Annotated in this window: 16 protein-coding genes; 1 reads left to right on the forward strand and 15 read right to left on the reverse strand. The window is 72.3% G+C overall.

The annotated features are described in order from the left end of the window. From ACWCRA_RS34330 to pyrR, 5 genes are all read right to left on the reverse strand, one after another. On the reverse strand, positions 1–131 hold a 131-nt coding region (locus ACWCRA_RS34330), incomplete at its 3' end, for a carbamoyl-phosphate synthase domain-containing protein (protein WP_351558355.1). Continuing rightward, entirely contained in the window at positions 128–700 is a 573-nt protein-coding gene (locus tag ACWCRA_RS34335) for a PH-like domain-containing protein (protein ID WP_351558303.1), read from the reverse strand. The genes ACWCRA_RS34335 and ACWCRA_RS34330, both read right to left, overlap by 4 nt. Continuing rightward, the gene (locus ACWCRA_RS34340) at positions 697–1,983 is read right to left on the reverse strand and encodes a dihydroorotase (RefSeq protein WP_351558305.1); all 1,287 of its coding nucleotides are present in this window, start codon (positions 1,981–1,983) and stop codon (positions 697–699) included. Before ACWCRA_RS34340 ends, ACWCRA_RS34335 begins: the two co-directional genes overlap by 4 nt. Before the next feature lie 2 nt (positions 1,984–1,985). Continuing rightward, positions 1,986–2,972 (reverse strand): aspartate carbamoyltransferase catalytic subunit, encoded by a 987-nt coding sequence (locus tag ACWCRA_RS34345; RefSeq protein WP_351558307.1) that lies wholly within the window; start codon positions 2,970–2,972, stop codon positions 1,986–1,988. A gap of 122 nt (positions 2,973–3,094) precedes the next feature. Continuing rightward, a complete protein-coding gene (gene pyrR, locus ACWCRA_RS34350) occupies positions 3,095–3,682 on the reverse strand; it encodes a bifunctional pyr operon transcriptional regulator/uracil phosphoribosyltransferase PyrR (RefSeq protein WP_451069386.1) in 588 nt (195 codons plus the stop codon). A 277-nt stretch (positions 3,683–3,959) separates the two neighbouring features. Here pyrR and bldD point away from each other — a divergent pair, with 277 nt between their 5' ends. After that, positions 3,960–4,460, forward strand: coding sequence for a transcriptional regulator BldD (bldD, locus tag ACWCRA_RS34355; protein WP_003956405.1), 501 nt, complete (start codon positions 3,960–3,962; stop codon positions 4,458–4,460). Positions 4,461–5,119: 659 nt separating this feature from the next. Here bldD and nusB read toward each other — a convergent pair. From nusB to mltG, 10 genes are all read right to left on the reverse strand, one after another. Further along, a complete protein-coding gene (gene nusB / locus ACWCRA_RS34360) occupies positions 5,120–5,548 on the reverse strand; it encodes a transcription antitermination factor NusB (RefSeq protein WP_451069387.1) in 429 nt (142 codons plus the stop codon). A 2-nt stretch (positions 5,549–5,550) separates the two neighbouring features. Further along, positions 5,551–6,117: an elongation factor P gene (gene efp, locus ACWCRA_RS34365; protein WP_351558313.1), complete on the reverse strand. Its 567-nt coding sequence runs from the start codon at positions 6,115–6,117 to the stop codon at positions 5,551–5,553. A gap of 59 nt (positions 6,118–6,176) precedes the next feature. Beyond that, positions 6,177–7,283 (reverse strand): aminopeptidase P family protein, encoded by a 1,107-nt coding sequence (locus ACWCRA_RS34370; protein ID WP_351558315.1) that lies wholly within the window; start codon positions 7,281–7,283, stop codon positions 6,177–6,179. 95 nt (positions 7,284–7,378) lie between these two features. Continuing rightward, a complete protein-coding gene (locus ACWCRA_RS34375) occupies positions 7,379–8,236 on the reverse strand; it encodes a Pro-rich N-terminal domain-containing protein (protein ID WP_351558317.1) in 858 nt (285 codons plus the stop codon). A gap of 322 nt (positions 8,237–8,558) precedes the next feature. Beyond that, a complete protein-coding gene (locus ACWCRA_RS34380; RefSeq protein ID WP_351558319.1) occupies positions 8,559–8,999 on the reverse strand; it encodes a type II 3-dehydroquinate dehydratase in 441 nt (146 codons plus the stop codon). Then, entirely contained in the window at positions 8,996–10,096 is a 1,101-nt protein-coding gene (gene aroB / locus ACWCRA_RS34385) for a 3-dehydroquinate synthase (RefSeq protein WP_351558321.1), read from the reverse strand. Before aroB ends, ACWCRA_RS34380 begins: the two co-directional genes overlap by 4 nt. After that, complete coding sequence (locus ACWCRA_RS34390; protein WP_351558323.1) at positions 10,093–10,608, reverse strand: shikimate kinase; 516 nt, start codon at positions 10,606–10,608, stop codon at positions 10,093–10,095. The genes aroB and ACWCRA_RS34390 overlap by 4 nt, the downstream gene beginning before the upstream one ends. Next, entirely contained in the window at positions 10,605–11,789 is a 1,185-nt protein-coding gene (aroC, locus tag ACWCRA_RS34395) for a chorismate synthase (RefSeq protein ID WP_351558325.1), read from the reverse strand. The genes ACWCRA_RS34390 and aroC overlap by 4 nt, the downstream gene beginning before the upstream one ends. Positions 11,790–11,956: 167 nt before the next feature. Further along, a complete protein-coding gene (locus ACWCRA_RS34400; RefSeq protein ID WP_451069388.1) occupies positions 11,957–12,859 on the reverse strand; it encodes a shikimate dehydrogenase in 903 nt (300 codons plus the stop codon). Continuing rightward, on the reverse strand, positions 12,843–14,636 hold the full coding sequence (mltG, locus tag ACWCRA_RS34405; RefSeq protein ID WP_451069389.1) for an endolytic transglycosylase MltG: 1,794 nt from the start codon (positions 14,634–14,636) through the stop codon (positions 12,843–12,845). Before mltG ends, ACWCRA_RS34400 begins: the two co-directional genes overlap by 17 nt.

A 14,636-nucleotide genomic window follows, 5' to 3' on the forward strand; every position in this document is an offset into this window, starting at 1 on the left:
ATCCCCGTACTGAACACCGCCTCACCAAACGTCTCCCCCACAGCCCCGAAAGCACGACCGCGAAACACACGGCCATCCTCCAGAACAAGGACGGCGGGAGCCTGGCCGGCTCCCCTGCTGGAGGTCGTCATCGTGCGCCTTCCGTCGTGTTGATCAGGTGGTTCAAGGTGGTGACCCACTCGTTGTGCTCGGCAGCCGTGTCGGAACGGATGCCGGAGTCGATCAGGGTGTCGCCGTGCTCCCAGGTGATGACCAGGAGCCCGCCCTCGGCGAGGACCTTCCCGGCGATGCCCTTGTCGAGCCTGGCCTCGCGCAGGGCGGCCGAGGGGATGAAGAAATCGGTCGCGCCGGGGCGTACCGCCCGGAGTCCCTCGTCGGTGAGGGTCAGCTCGACCCGGCTGCGGACACCGAGGCCATGGGCCACGATCCGGTCGAGCCACTGCCCGGCCGTGGTCGAGCCGTGGTAGCGGCCGGTCAGCCGGAGCAGGGGCTCGCCCGGGGTCTCCGGTGCGGCCGGCAGCTCGGGCAGGCCGGACTGGAGGCTGCCGCGCCATTTCCAGCCCTGGCGCATCAGCCAGTAGACGAGGGCGATGAAGAGCAGCAGTCCGACGACCCAGCCGATGCGGGCCGCCCAGTCGGTGACCTCCGCGGACTTCTTCTCCGCGGCGATCTGGGCTGCGATGTGGGTGAGTGATGTCACGCGAGTTTCCCGTCGAATACCGTTGCCCGGCCCCGCAGGAAGGTGTGAGTGACGCGTCCCGGCAGCTCACGGCCCTGGTAGGGGGTGTTGCGGCTGCGGGAGGCGAAGCCCGCGGGGTCCACTGCTCCACGGTATGCCGGATCGACGAGTGTCACGTTGGCGGGCTCGCCCGGAGCGATGGGGCGGCCGTGGCCGGTGAGGCGGCCGATCACCGCGGGGCGGAAGGACATCCGGTCGGCGACCCCGGCCCAGTCCAGCAGCCCGGTCTCGACCATCGTCTCCTGGACGACGGAGAGTGCGGTCTCCAGGCCCACCATGCCCATGGCCGCCGCGCCCCACTCGCAGTCCTTGTCCTCGTGCGGGTGCGGGGCGTGGTCGGTGGCGACACAGTCGATGGTGCCGTCGGCGAGGGCCTCGCGCAGGGCGAGGACATCGGCCTCGGTGCGCAGCGGCGGGTTCACCTTGTAGACGGGGTTGTAGGTGCGGACGAGTTCGTCGGTGAGGAGCAGGTGGTGGGGGGTGACCTCGGCGGTCACATTCCAGCCCTTGGACTTGGCCCAGCGGATGATCTCGACGGAACCGGCGGTGGAGAGGTGGCAGATGTGCACCCGGGAGCCGACGTGGGCGGCGAGGAGAACATCGCGGGCGATGATCGACTCCTCGGCGACGGCGGGCCAGCCGCCGAGGCCCAGCTCGGCGGAGACGATGCCCTCGTTCATCTGGGCACCCTCGGTGAGCCGGGGCTCCTGGGCGTGCTGGGCGATGACGCCGTCGAAGGCCTTCACGTACTCCAGCGCCCGGCGCATGATCACGGCGTCGTCGACGCACTTGCCGTCGTCGGAGAAGACCCTCACCCCGGCGGCGGAGTCGTGCATGGCGCCCAGCTCGGCGAGCTGCTTGCCCTCCAGGCCGACGGTGACGGCGCCGACCGGCTGGACGTCGCAGTAGCCGGACTCCTTGCCGAGCCGGTAGACCTGCTCGACGACGCCGGCGGTGTCGGCGACGGGGAAGGTGTTGGCCATGGCGTGGACGGCGGTGAAGCCGCCGACCGCCGCCGCCCTGGTGCCGGTGAGGACGGTCTCGGAGTCCTCGCGGCCGGGCTCGCGGAGGTGGGTGTGGAGGTCGACGAGGCCGGGGAGGAGGATCTGCCCCTGGGCCTCGACGACCCGCGCGCCCTCGGCGGAGAGTCCGCTGCCCGCTTCGGCGATGGTCTCGCCGTCGATCAGGATGTCCCGGACCTCGCCGCCGAGCACCTTCGCGCCCCGGATAAGGATCTTGCTCATGGTTACTTGGTCTCCTCGGTGCGGGCGGGGGTGTGGGTGACGGCGGGTTCGGCGCCGCCGAGCAGCAGATAGAGGACGGCCATCCGGGTGGAGACGCCGTTGGCGACCTGTTCGACGGCCGTGCAGCGGTCGGAGTCGGCGACCTCGGCCGTGATCTCCATGCCCCGGTTCATGGGGCCGGGGTGCATGACGATGGAGTGTTCCGGCATCCGGGCCATGCGCTCCCCGTCGAGTCCGTAGCGGCGGGCGTACTCGCGCTCGGTGGGGAAGAAGGCCGCGTTCATCCGCTCGCGCTGGACCCGGAGCATCATCACCGCGTCGGACTTGGGCAGGACCGCGTCCAGGTCGTAGGAGACCTCGCAGGGCCACTGTTCGACGCCGATGGGGACCAGGGTCGGCGGGGCGACGAGGGTGACCTCGGCGCCGAGGGTGTGGAGCAGCAGGACGTTGGAGCGGGCGACCCGGCTGTGCAGGACGTCGCCGACGACGGTGATCCGGCGGCCGGAGAGGTCGCGGCCGATTCCGGCGTCCCGTCCGACGAGCCGGCGGCGCATGGTGAAGGCGTCCAGCAGGGCCTGGGTGGGGTGCTCGTGGGTGCCGTCGCCCGCGTTGACGACCGCGCTGTCGATCCAGCCGGAGTTGGCCAGCCGGTAGGGGGCGCCGGAGGCGTGGTGGCGGATGACGACGGCATCGGCGCCCATCGCCTCCAGGGTGAGCGCGGTGTCCTTGAGGGATTCGCCCTTGGAGACCGAGGAGCCCTTGGCGGAGAAGTTGATGACATCGGCGGAGAGGCGCTTGGCGGCGGCCTCGAAGGAGATGCGGGTCCGGGTCGAGTCCTCGAAGAAGAGGTTGACGACGGTACGGCCGCGGAGGGTGGGAAGTTTCTTGATCGGCCGGTCGGCGACGCGGGCCATCTCCTCGGCGGTGTCGAGGATGAGGACGGCGTCGTCACGGGTGAGGTCGGCGGCCGAGATGAGGTGGTGCTTCATCCGAGGGGCTCCGATGGTTCGCGGGTCGGGAGGGAGGGCTCGCGGACGCGGCCTGCCGCGGGGGCGCGGCGGGCATGCGGGCGCACGGGACCCGCCGGGCGGCGGGTCGGTGGGTGCGGGTGCTACTGCTCGGTGGCGTGGGCGGTCGCGGGTGCGGTCTCGCGGATGCCGAGCAGTACGGTGTCGCGGCCGTCCTCCTCGGAGAGCTGGACCTTGACGGTCTCCCGCAGCGAGGTGGGGAGGTTCTTGCCCACGTAGTCGGCGCGGATGGGCAGTTCGCGGTGGCCCCGGTCGACCAGGACGGCGAGCTGGACGGCGCGGGGGCGGCCGATGTCGCCGAGCGCGTCGAGCGCCGCTCGGATGGTGCGGCCGGAGAAGAGGACATCGTCCACGAGGACGACGAGCCGGCCGTCGACGCCCTCGCCGGGGATGTCGGTGCGGGCCAGTGCGCGGGCGGGTCGCAGGCGCAGGTCGTCGCGGTACATGGTGATGTCGAGGGAGCCGACCGGCATCGTGCGGCCGGTGATCTCCTCCAGTTTCCCGGCGAGCCTGTGGGCGAGGAAGACGCCGCGCGTGGGGATGCCGAGGAGGACCACGTCGTCGGCGCCCTTGGCGCGTTCGACGATCTCGTGGGCGATGCGGGTCAGTACCCGCGCGATGTCGGGAGCCTCGAGAACGGGGCGTGCGACATCGGAGCTGTGCGTGTCCATATGAAACGGACCTCCTTCTCCGCCTCACGGGACGGACCTTAAAGGACGTCGAAATTGCGTCACCACCGTACCAGGGCACCGGCGGGCGTCCACTCGGGGGTCCCGTCGTCGACCTGGCACGGAAGCGCAGCTCGGAGCCGGTGCGGATCATGACAACAGACCGGTCCGGACCATTCGGCTTGACGCATCCAAGTAACTCTGCGTAACCTCACAGTGAGTTACCAGCCGCGCGGCGGAGCCGCAGGTCGTCACGTCGCCACAGCGTCCGGGGAGCTATATGTCCAGCGAATACGCAAAACAGCTCGGGGCCAAGCTCCGCGCCATCCGCACGCAGCAGGGGCTCTCCCTCCACGGCGTGGAAGAGAAGTCCCAGGGCCGCTGGAAGGCCGTGGTGGTCGGGTCCTACGAGCGCGGCGACCGTGCCGTGACCGTGCAGCGCCTGGCCGAGCTGGCGGACTTCTACGGGGTTCCGGTCCAGGAGCTGCTTCCCGGCACGACGCCGGGCGGAGCGGCCGAGCCGCCGCCGAAGCTCGTTCTCGACCTGGAGCGCCTCGCGCATGTGCCGGCCGAGAAGGCGGGCCCGCTCCAGCGCTACGCCGCCACGATCCAGTCCCAGCGCGGGGACTACAACGGCAAGGTGCTCTCGATCCGCCAGGACGATCTGCGCACCCTCGCCGTCATCTACGACCAGTCGCCCTCGGTCCTGACCGAGCAGCTCATCAGCTGGGGCGTGCTGGACGCGGACGCGCGTCGCGCGGTCTCCCACGAGGAGAGCTGAGGCCGCCTCCAGGGGCCGGTCTCCGGCCGGGAGGACTCCGGCACCGGAGGTCTCCGCTATCGGAGGCCTGAGGAGAAACGTCACATCGGGGGCGGGTCCGCGAGAAGCGGGCCCGCCCCCGGTGCTTACCCCGTACCGCGCCGGGTCATCCCTGTCGGCTGCCCGGGGCCGGTCCGGGGCGCAGGCCCGGGCACGGACCGACCCGGTCCCGGGCGCAGGCCCGCAGAGCCTGCGGAGAGCCGTTCAACGGCCTCGCTGAAGCCCCGGGCGCCCCTCCGGCCCCCCGTGCCCCTTCCGGGCCCGCCGAGGCCGTAGGGCGGCGGCAGGACCCGATCGCCGGACAGGCGGAGGCGGGTACGGACCGGGGAGCGCGCGGCCGGTCCCGGGACAGCCGCGCGAGCCGCCCGCGCGGCCCCCGCCACCCATTCGGAGCAATGGGCCGGCGGGCCCCACCGGGGCGGAACCACCGGCCGCGGAGAATTCCCGGCCCCTCCCCCACCCGGGGGTCTCCCGCACCGGACGCCCCGGACGCCCGGACACACGCGTACCGGCGCCCGCGCCCGGCCCGAGAACGCGTCCGGCCCGAGAACGCGCCGGGCCCGGCGCGGACGACGGCGATCGTCGTCCACACCGGGCCGGAGCGGCTGGTCCGCCGCGCTTCAGTCGCGGCGCAGGTTCGGCTTCAGCTCCTTGAAGCGGCCGAGCATGCCGTTGATGAACGAGGGGGACTCCTCGGTGGAGAACTCCTTGGCGAGCCCCACCGCCTCGTCGATCACCACGGCGTCCGGGGTGCCGTCCACCCACACCAGCTCATAGGTGCTGAGGCGGATGATGTTCCGGTCCACGACGGGCATCCGGTCGAGCTCCCAGTCCACCGCGTAGGTGGAGATCAGCTCGTCGATACGGGTCGCGTACTGCGCGTACCCCTCGACCAGCTCCATGGTGTACTCGGTGACCGGAGGCTGCCGGGTGTCGGTCCGTGAGTGCCGAATCCAGTCCGCGAGGACCGTCTGCACGCTCGTACCGCGCTGGTCGGCCTCGAAGAGGATCTGGAAGGCGCGCTTACGGGCCTTGTTGCGGGCGGCCACGGTTAGCTGTTCACCCGGCTGAGGTAGTCACCGGAGCGCGTGTCGACCTTGATCTTCTCACCGGTGGTGATGAAGAGGGGGACCTGCACGGTGTAGCCGGTCTCCAGCGTCGCGGGCTTGGTGCCACCGGTGGAGCGGTCGCCCTGGACACCGGGCTCGGTCTCCGAGATGACCAGCTCGACGGCGGCGGGCAGCTCGACGTAGAGCACCTCGCCCTCGTGCGTGGCGACGGTGGCGGTGAAGCCCTCGATCAGGAAGTTCGCGGCGTCGCCGACGGCGGGGCGCGCGACATGCAGCTGGTCGTACGTCTGCATGTCCATGAAGACGAAGTAGTCGCCGTCCATGTACGAGAACTGCATGTCACGGCGGTCGACGGTGGCCGTCTCGACCTTCACGCCGGCGTTGAACGTCTTGTCGACGATCTTGCCGGAGAGCACGTTCTTGAGCTTGGTGCGCACAAAGGCCGGGCCCTTGCCGGGCTTGACGTGCTGGAACTCGACGACGGACCAGAGCTGGTCGTTGTCGAGCTTGAGCACCATGCCGTTCTTGAGGTCGTTCGTGGAAGCCACGGTTGCGGAATCTCCTGGACTGACGCTGGTGGACGACCGGGGTGCTGCGGCGGTACGCGCTAGAGCGCGAGCAGCTCCTTGGTCGTGATGGTGAGTAGCTCGGGTCCGCCGTCCGCCTCCTGGCGCACGACGAGCGTGTCATCGATCCGGACACCGCCCCGGCCCGGAAGGTGGACCCCCGGTTCGACGGTGACCGGCACGCAAGCGTCCAGTTTACCCATGGCCGCCGGGGCCAACTGCGGGTCCTCGTTGATTTCGAGCCCCACGCCGTGCCCGGTGAGCGGTGCCAGGCCCTCGCCGTGGCCCGCCGCGCTCAGGATCTGGCGGGCCGCGAGGTCCACGTCCCGGTAGGCCACGCCCGGTACGAGGGCCTCCCGAGCGGCCCGCTGGGCGGCGAAGACCAGGTCGTACAGCTCGATCTGCCACTCGGCCGGAGATGTGCCGATCACAAAGGTACGGCCGATCTCACAGCGGTAGCCGCGGTAGTCGGCGCCGACGCAGACGGAGAGAAAATCCCCCTCCTCGACCCGGCGGTCGGTGGGGTGGTGCGCCCGGCGGCCGGAGTTGGGGCCGGTGGCGACCGAGGTGGGGAAGGCGGGGCCGTCGGCCCCGTGGTCGATGAGCCGGCGCTCCAGCTCCAGGGCGAGATGGCGCTCGGTGCGGCCGACGAGGATCGATTCGAGCAGCTCGCCGAGGGCCTGATCGGTGATCTCGGCGGCGATCCGCAGACAGGCGATCTCCTCCTCGTCCTTCACGATCCGCTGCTGCTCGACGGCGAGCCCCAGATCGGCGAGGTGGAGCCGGGGCGCTACGGAGCGGAGCGCGCGGTGCCGGGCGACGGTGAGGTGGTGCTCCTCCACCGCGAGGGACGCCTCGCCCGCCGTGCGGGCCAGCTCCGCCGCGGCGACGGCGGGGTCCCCGGTGCAGGTGGGCAGCACGGTCAGCCGCAGCCGCTCGTCGAGCCGCCCGTCGGAGGGGTCGCCGGTGGGGGCGCGGGGGCAGAGCAGGGTGTCCTCGGCGGGTCCGAGCAGCAGGACGGCCCCGGGCGGAGCGCCACCGGCGAGATAGCGCACATTGGCGGGCCGGGAGACGAGGGCCCCGGCGCTGCCGGTGGCCGCGCACCGGTCACGCAGCCGGTCGCGGCGGACCCCATACACCTCAGACATGCCCCGATCGTACGAGCGGGGCGGCGGCTCGGCCCGGCCAGCGCGTCCGACCGGGGTGCGGCCTCCGGCGGTGCGCCGGTGCGCGGGACCGGGGACTACCAGCTCGGCGGGCTGGCGACGGAGCGGGAGAGCGCGTCGTCCAGCGCGCGGGCGGTGGTCTCCACGTCGTACTTCGAGTTGTCGATGATCGGGAGGCCCGAGCCGTACCAGCCGGCCATGCGGCCGTGGATGGTCGCCACCTCCTCGTCGCCGAGGCGGCGGTTGCCGCTGCGCGCGGCGTTGCGCTCCAGGACGATCTCCAGGCCGGGGAGGAGGACGACGGGCAGCAGCCCGGGGCCCACATGGCGCTTCCAGCCGCCGAGGCCGACAACGGGCCAGTCCGGGAAGACGGCGTCGTCGAGGATGCAGGAGATGCCGTTGGCGAGGAAGTTGCGGGCGGAGAAGCCGCAGGTGCGGCGGGCCAGGCGGTACTGGGCCTCGGAGTGCTCGTTCCACCCCGACTGGGGGTTGGCGAAACCGGAGCGGACCCATTCGCGGACATCGTCGAGGCTGATGTGGGCGGTGGGGACCCGGCGGCGGCTCGCCCAGTGGCGGGCCACGGTGGTCTTCCCGGCGCCGGCGGGGCCGATGAGGAGGACGGCGAGGGTCGCGGTGGAGACACCGCTGTCGGCCGGGGAGTGCTCGGGCAGCGGCACGGGACCGCCGGGGGGCAGCTGCACCTGGCCGGTGAGGCCGCGCGGCGCGGCGGAGCCCGGCGGGCAGGGCGGGGCCGGGGTCCAGCCGGGGGCGGGCGGCGGCGCGCCGGGGTGCGGGGTCCCGGCGGGCGGCGGGGGCGGTGTCCGGGGCGGCGGGGGCACAGGGGGCTGCCCGGGGTGGGCGCCGTGTGTCCAGCCGGGCTGCCCCTGCCCCGGTCCCTGGGGCCCCGGCAGTGGTGCCCCCACTGCGTGCTGCATCCGGTGCCACTCCGTATCTCTCGTGCGACTGACGCTGTGTGGCGGAGGCCCGGCGGGCGCCGCCATCGAAAGGTACCCCCGGGAGGGGTGGTGAATCTTCCTTCCGGAGCCCGGGGCCGTCACCGGATGAACGGCCGGGCGCGGCCCGAAGTGCCCCGCGCGGCCGGGCAATTCCCGGGCCGCACCGGCCGCACCGGCCCCGGCCACACGAGCACCGACCGCACGAGCACCGACCGCACCGGCCCCGGCCGCACGAGCACCGACCGCACCGGCCCCGGCCGCACGAGACCCGGCCGCAGAGGCCCCGGTCAGCCGGACCCGGTCAGACGGAGAGTTCCTCGGCGAGCGCGCGCAGCGCCAGCCGGTAGGAGCCGACGCCGAAGCCCGCGATGGTGGCGCTGGCGACGGCGGCGACCACCGAGGTGTGCCGGAAGGTCTCCCGGGTGTACGGGTTGGAGATGTGCACCTCGATCAGGGGCGCGGTGCGCTGGGCGGCGGCGTCCCGCATCCCGTACGAGTAGTGGGTGAAGGCGCCGGGGTTCAGGACCACGGGGATCGAGCCGTCGGCCGCCTCGTGGAGCCAGCGGATCAGCTCGCCCTCGTCGTTGGTCTCGCGGACGTCCACATCGAAGCCCAGCTCCGCGCCGAGCGCCCGGCAGGTCTCCACCAGACCGGCGTACGAGGTCGCGCCGTAGACATCGGGCTCACGGGAGCCGAGCCGCCCCAGGTTGGGGCCGTTGAGGACCAGCACCCGGCGGCTCACGCCGAGACCTCCCCGTAGGCGGCGAGCAGGACGGCCGGGTCGGGGCCCTCCAGCACCGTGGGCCTGCCGAGGCCGTCCAGGACGATGAAGCGCAGCAGATTGCCCCGCGACTTCTTGTCGACCTTCATGGTCTCCAGCAGCTTGGGCCACTGGTCGCCCCGGTAGGTCAGCGGCAGCCCCACGGACTCCAGCACCGCGCGGTGCCGGTCGGCGGTGGCGTCGTCCAGCCGGCCCGCCAGCCGGCCCAGCTCTGCGGCGAAGACCATGCCGACGGAGACGGCGGCGCCGTGGCGCCACTTGTACCGCTCGTTCTTCTCGATGGCGTGGGCGAGGGTGTGGCCGTAGTTGAGGATCTCGCGCCGGCCGGACTCCTTGAGGTCGCCGGAGACGACCTCCGCCTTGACCCGGATGGAGCGCTCGATCAGCTCGGCGGTGTGCTGCCCCTGCGGGGTGCGGGCCCCCGCCGGGTCGGCCTCCACCAGCTCCAGGATCACGGGGTCCGCGATGAAACCGGCCTTGATGATCTCGGCCAGACCGCTGACGTAGTCGTTGACCGGCAGCGAGTCGAGCGCGGCCAGGTCGCAGAGGACACCGGCGGGCGGGTGGAACGCGCCGACGAGGTTCTTGCCCTCGGCGGTGTTGATCCCGGTCTTGCCGCCGACCGCCGCGTCCACCATGCCGAGGACGGTCGTGGGCACCGCGATCCAGCGCACCCCGCGCAGCCAGGTGGCCGCGACGAAGCCCGCGAGGTCGGTAGTGGCGCCGCCGCCGACCCCGATGATCACATCGCTGCGGGTGAAGCCGGTCCGGCCGAGCGCCTTCCAGCAGTACGCGGCGACCTCGGCGGTCTTGGACTCCTCGGCGTTGGGCAGCTGGATGGCGATGACCTCGTAGCCCTGCGCCGCCAGATCCTCGCGGATCGCCTCGCCGGTGCCGTCCAGGGCCTCCGGGTGGAGGACCGCCACCCTGGTGGGAGCCCCGGTGCCACCGATCAGCCCGGGCAGCTCGCCGAGGAGCTGCCGGCCCACCAGTACCTCGTACGGCGCGGTGCCCTCCGTACCGCCGACCTGGATACGGGTCACAGACTGCTCGGTCATTCGTCCTTCAGCTCCAAAGCGTCGAGGACCGCGTCGGCGACCTCTTCGGGGGTGCGTTCATCGGTGGCCACGACCACACGGGCCACCTCGGTGTACAGATGGCGGCGGGCGTCCATCAGCTCCCGCCACTGGCGGCGCGGGTTGACGGCGAGCAGCGGCCGGGCCTGGTTCAGGCCGGTGCGGCGCACCGCCTCCTCCACGTCGAGCGAGAGGAAGACCACGGGCAGCCCGCTCAGCAGGGCACGGGTCGACTCGTCGAGGACCGCGCCGCCGCCGAGGGCGAGTACGCCGGTGTGCGCGGCGACCGCGTCCCGTACGGCCGCGCGCTCCAGCTCGCGGAAGCGGGGCTCGCCGTCGTCGACGAAGATGTCCGCGATCTCCCGCCCCTGGGCGGCGACGATATCGGCGTCGGTGTCCCGGTAGGGCACGCCGAGCCGCTCGGCGAGCAGCTCGCCGACGGTCGACTTGCCCGCGCCCATGGGTCCGACCAGGACGATCACCGGGGCGCTCACCGGATGTTCAGATGATCGAGGTAGGAGCGGACGTTGCGGCGGGTCTCGGAGACGTTGTCGCCGCCGAACTTCTCCGCCACGGCGTCCGCGAGCACCAGGGCCACCATGGCCTCCGCGACGATGCCCGCGGCGGGCACGGCGGCGACGTCGGAGCGCTGGTGGTGGGCGGCGGCGGCCTCGCCGGTGGTGATGTCGACGGTTGCCAGCGCCTTGGGCACGGTCGCGATCGGCTTCATCGCGGCACGGACCCGCAGCAGCTCACCGGTGGACATACCGCCCTCGGTGCCTCCGGAGCGGCCGGTGGTGCGGCGCAGACCGTCGTCGGTGGCGACGATCTCGTCATGGGCCCGGGAGCCGGGGACGCGCGCCAGGTCGAAGCCGTCGCCGAGTTCCACGCCCTTGATGGCCTGGATGCCCATGAGCGCGCCCGCGAGCCGGGCGTCGAGCCGCCGGTCCCAGTGGACGTGCGAGCCGAGGCCGACGGGGACTCCGTACGCCAGGACCTCGACCACACCGCCGAGGGTGTCGCCGTCCTTGTGCGCCTGGTCGATCTCCGCGACCATCGCCCGGCTCGCGGTCTCGTCGAGACAGCGCACCGGGTCGGCGTCCAGCCGCTCCACATCGGCGGGGGTGGGGTGGACGCCGTAGGGCGCCTTGGCGCCGGCCAGCTCCACCACATGGGAGACGATCTCGATGCCGGCCGTCTCCTTGAGGTAGGAGCGGGCCACCGCGCCGAGGGCCACCCGGGCGGCGGTCTCCCGGGCGCTGGCGCGCTCCAGGATCGGCCGGGCCTCCTCCAGGGAGTACTTCTGCATACCGGCGAGGTCCGCGTGGCCGGGACGGGGCCGGGTGAGGGGGGCGTTCCGGGCCATCGACGCCAGCTCGTCGGGGTCGACGGGGTCGGCCGCCATGACCTTCTCCCACTTCGGCCACTCGGTGTTGCCGACCATGACCGCCACCGGGGACCCCATGGTCAGGCCGTGCCGCACGCCGCCGATGAAGGTGACCTCGTCACGCTCGAACTTCATGCGCGCGCCGCGCCCGTAGCCGAGGCGCCGCCGGGCGAGGTGGTCCGCCACCATGTCGGTGGTGATCGGCACACCGGCGGGAAGACCCTCCAGGGTCGCCACCAGTGCGGGTCCGTGCGACTCTCCCGCTGTCAGCCAACGCAACCTGCTCAACGGTGCTCCTCTGCTCGCGCCTCCACATGCATGGGCGCGACCGGGTGCGCGGCCCTGGCCCGCCTGATGTGATCCTCCCATGTCCGGCGGTGTGCCCCCGCCCTCGGTCCAGCTGACGGACGCCCGCCGGACCGGGCCGTGCCGCCGCGGGGAGGGGGCGCGGCGGGCTACTGGCGGGATTCGAGGGCCCGTTCGCCCGCCGCCCGCATCACGGCCAGCGGTGCCGGGGAGTGCCCGGTCATCCGCTCCACCTGGAGCACCGCCTGGTGGACCAGGAGGTCCAGACCACCGACGACGGCTCCGCCCCGCCCGGACCAGGCCGCCGCGAGGGCGGTGGGCCAGGGGTCGTAGAGCACGTCGAAGAGGGTGCCGGGTCGGTCGGGCACGGCGGCGGCGAGGGTGTCGGTGGTACCGGCCGGGGTGGTGGCCACGGTCAGCGGGAAGCGCAGCGCCTGCGCGGCGTCGGCCCAGTCGGCGGTACGGACCTCCACGCCGAGCCGCTCGCCCCAGCCGCGCATCTCGGCGGCGCGGGCGGCGGAGCGCACATAGGCGGTGACCGGACCCGAGCAGATCCGGGCGAGCGCGGCGAGCGCGGAGGAGGCGGTGGCGCCGGCGCCGAGGACGGCGGCCGAGGGGACGGCGGTGACGCCCCGCTCGGCGAGGGCGGCGATCATTCCGGGGATGTCGGTGTTGTCCCCGCGTCTGCGGCCGTCCCCGGTGAGGACGACGGTGTTGACGGCCTCCACGGCGGCGGCGGTGTCGCTGATCTCGTCGAGCAGCGGGATGATCGCCCGCTTCAGCGGCATGGTCAGCGACAGTCCGGCCCAGGAGGGGCCGAGCCGCTCCACGAAGGACGGCAGCCCGTCCTCGGTCACCTCGAAGCGGCCGTACGACCAGTCGGTGAGGCCCAGCGCGGTGTGGGCGGCGCGGTGCAGCACCGGGGAGAGGGAGTGCTTGATGGGCGAGCCGAGGACGGCGGCCCGGTGTGCCGTCTCCGGCCGGTCCCGCTCCTCCCGCTCCTGCCGCCCGTCCCGGTCGTCCCGGTCGTTCGGGTCATCCGACGGCGTCATTGAACTTTTCCTTCAGCACTTCGAATTCGTCGTGGTTCCTGGCGAATTCCGTCTTGTTCATGCCGTCCGTGGCCACGAAGTACATCCAGCCGTCGGAGGTCGGGTCGAGCGAGGCCTCCAGCGCCTCGATACCCGGATTGCCGATGGGGCCGGGGGTGAGACCCGTGTTCGTGTAGGTGTTGTACACGTCCATATTGGTGTTGATCTCGGACTCACTGATCTTGATCTCGCTCTGCCCTCTCAGATAGTTGAAGGCGGAGTCGAACTGGAGCTCCCGGTTGGTCTCGGTGTTGTCGGGCTTGAGCCGGTTGTAGATGACCTCGGCCATCTTCCGGAAGTCGTCGTGGGTCTTGCCCTCGGCCTGGACCAGGCTCGCGACCGTGATGACCTGCCACGGCCCTTCGAGGTCGAGCTTCTTGGCCTGGGCGTCGAGGTCGAGCTTGCCGTACTCCTGGGTGGCGCGGGCGACCATCTTCCGCAGCACGGCCTCCGGCTTGGTGCCCTTGGCGACCGGGTAGCTGGCCGGGAAGAGGAACCCTTCCAGCGGGTCCTTGAGGTTGGGGTGACCGGTGGCCCACTCGGGGAGTCCGAGGTTCTTCGCCTGCTCCTCGGCGACCTTCGCGGTGGTGCCGGATTCGAGCTGGAGACGGTCGTCGATCTTCTCGTACACCCAGGTGTTCCGCTTGCCCTCGGGGATGATCAGGGCGTTGCGGCTGGTCGGGCTGAGCATCAGCTTGACGGCGCTCGCCGCGGACATGTTCTTCTTCAGGGTGTAGACGCCCGCCTGGATGGAATTGCCCTGGGGGTTGTTGCTCTGCGCGGAGACGAAGGCGTCGACGCTCTTGACGACACCGGCCTTCTTGAGGACCCGGCCGATGGCGGCCCCGCCGGAGTCCGGGGGGATCTCGACCTGCACACTGCCGGCGCCGGCGCCGCTGTAGTCGGGGGCCGGGCCGAACTGGCCCTGCCAGAACTGGTAGCCGAAGTAGGAGACCCCGCCGAGGCCGCCGACCAGGACCGTGGCGACCACCAGACAGGCGACGCCGTTGCGGCCCTTCTTCGGCTTCCTGGTCCGGCCGCCGCGTCCGTCCCCGGCGTCGCCACCGCCACCGGCCTTGCCGCGCCGGGAGCCGGCCGGTTCGGGGCCGGCGGCGGAGTCACCAGCGTCGTCGGGGGCACCGGAATCCCCGGTGAAGAAGGGGTGGGACTCCTCGCCGGGGTCCGCGTCCCAGTCGTGCTCGGCGCCGGGGCCGGGCTCGGGCGCCTTCGGGGCGCGGCGGCCGGGCGGCTCGGGCGGCGGATAGGCGTCGGGTGTCCCGTACAGATCGGGTGTCTGCCCGGCGTACGGCTCCGCGGCCTGGGCCGGGTCGTAGGCCATCCGGGTCTGCTGCCCGGCGTCCCACGCCCCGGCGGCGTACTGCTGCTGCTGTTCCGCGTACGAGTGGTCCTGGTACGGCTGCTGCGGATTCGGGTACTGCTGCTGGTCCGGGTACTGCCCGGGGGCGGCGTACTGCTGTTCTCCGTAGGAGTGGCCGTCCTGGTGCTGACCGGCGGGGTATCCCTGCTCCCCGTAGCCCTGCCCGTCCTGCCGCGGGTACTGCTGCTGGTACCCGCTCTCGTACGACTGCTGGGGCTGCTGCGGCTGGTGCTGCTGCTCGGCTCCGTAGGGCGCCGTCCGCTGCGCGGGGTCCTGGTGACCTGTCCACCCCTGGTCCCCGTACAACGGGTCCTCCGGATGCCACGGTGCGGGGCCTGGGCCCCGTCCATATTCAGTCAT

The sequence above is a fragment of the Streptomyces sp. NPDC001889 genome, assembly GCF_053594535.1.

Excerpts from the sequence above, each read along its gene's own strand:
- pyrR (WP_451069386.1), bottom strand. The coding sequence starts at position 3,682 with ATGGACACGCACAGCTCCGATGTCGCACGCCCCGTTCTCGAGGCTCCC.
- ACWCRA_RS34345 (WP_351558307.1), bottom strand. The coding sequence starts at position 2,972 with ATGAAGCACCACCTCATCTCGGCCGCCGACCTCACCCGTGACGACGCC.
- ACWCRA_RS34400 (WP_451069388.1), bottom strand. The coding sequence starts at position 12,859 with ATGACGCCGTCGGATGACCCGAACGACCGGGACGACCGGGACGGGCGG.
- ACWCRA_RS34340 (WP_351558305.1), bottom strand. The coding sequence starts at position 1,983 with ATGAGCAAGATCCTTATCCGGGGCGCGAAGGTGCTCGGCGGCGAGGTC.
- aroB (WP_351558321.1), bottom strand. The coding sequence starts at position 10,096 with ATGACCGAGCAGTCTGTGACCCGTATCCAGGTCGGCGGTACGGAGGGC.
- mltG (WP_451069389.1), bottom strand. The coding sequence starts at position 14,636 with ATGACTGAATATGGACGGGGCCCAGGCCCCGCACCGTGGCATCCGGAG.
- ACWCRA_RS34375 (WP_351558317.1), bottom strand. The coding sequence starts at position 8,236 with ATGCAGCACGCAGTGGGGGCACCACTGCCGGGGCCCCAGGGACCGGGG.
- ACWCRA_RS34370 (WP_351558315.1), bottom strand. The coding sequence starts at position 7,283 with ATGTCTGAGGTGTATGGGGTCCGCCGCGACCGGCTGCGTGACCGGTGC.
- bldD (WP_003956405.1), top strand. The coding sequence starts at position 3,960 with ATGTCCAGCGAATACGCAAAACAGCTCGGGGCCAAGCTCCGCGCCATC.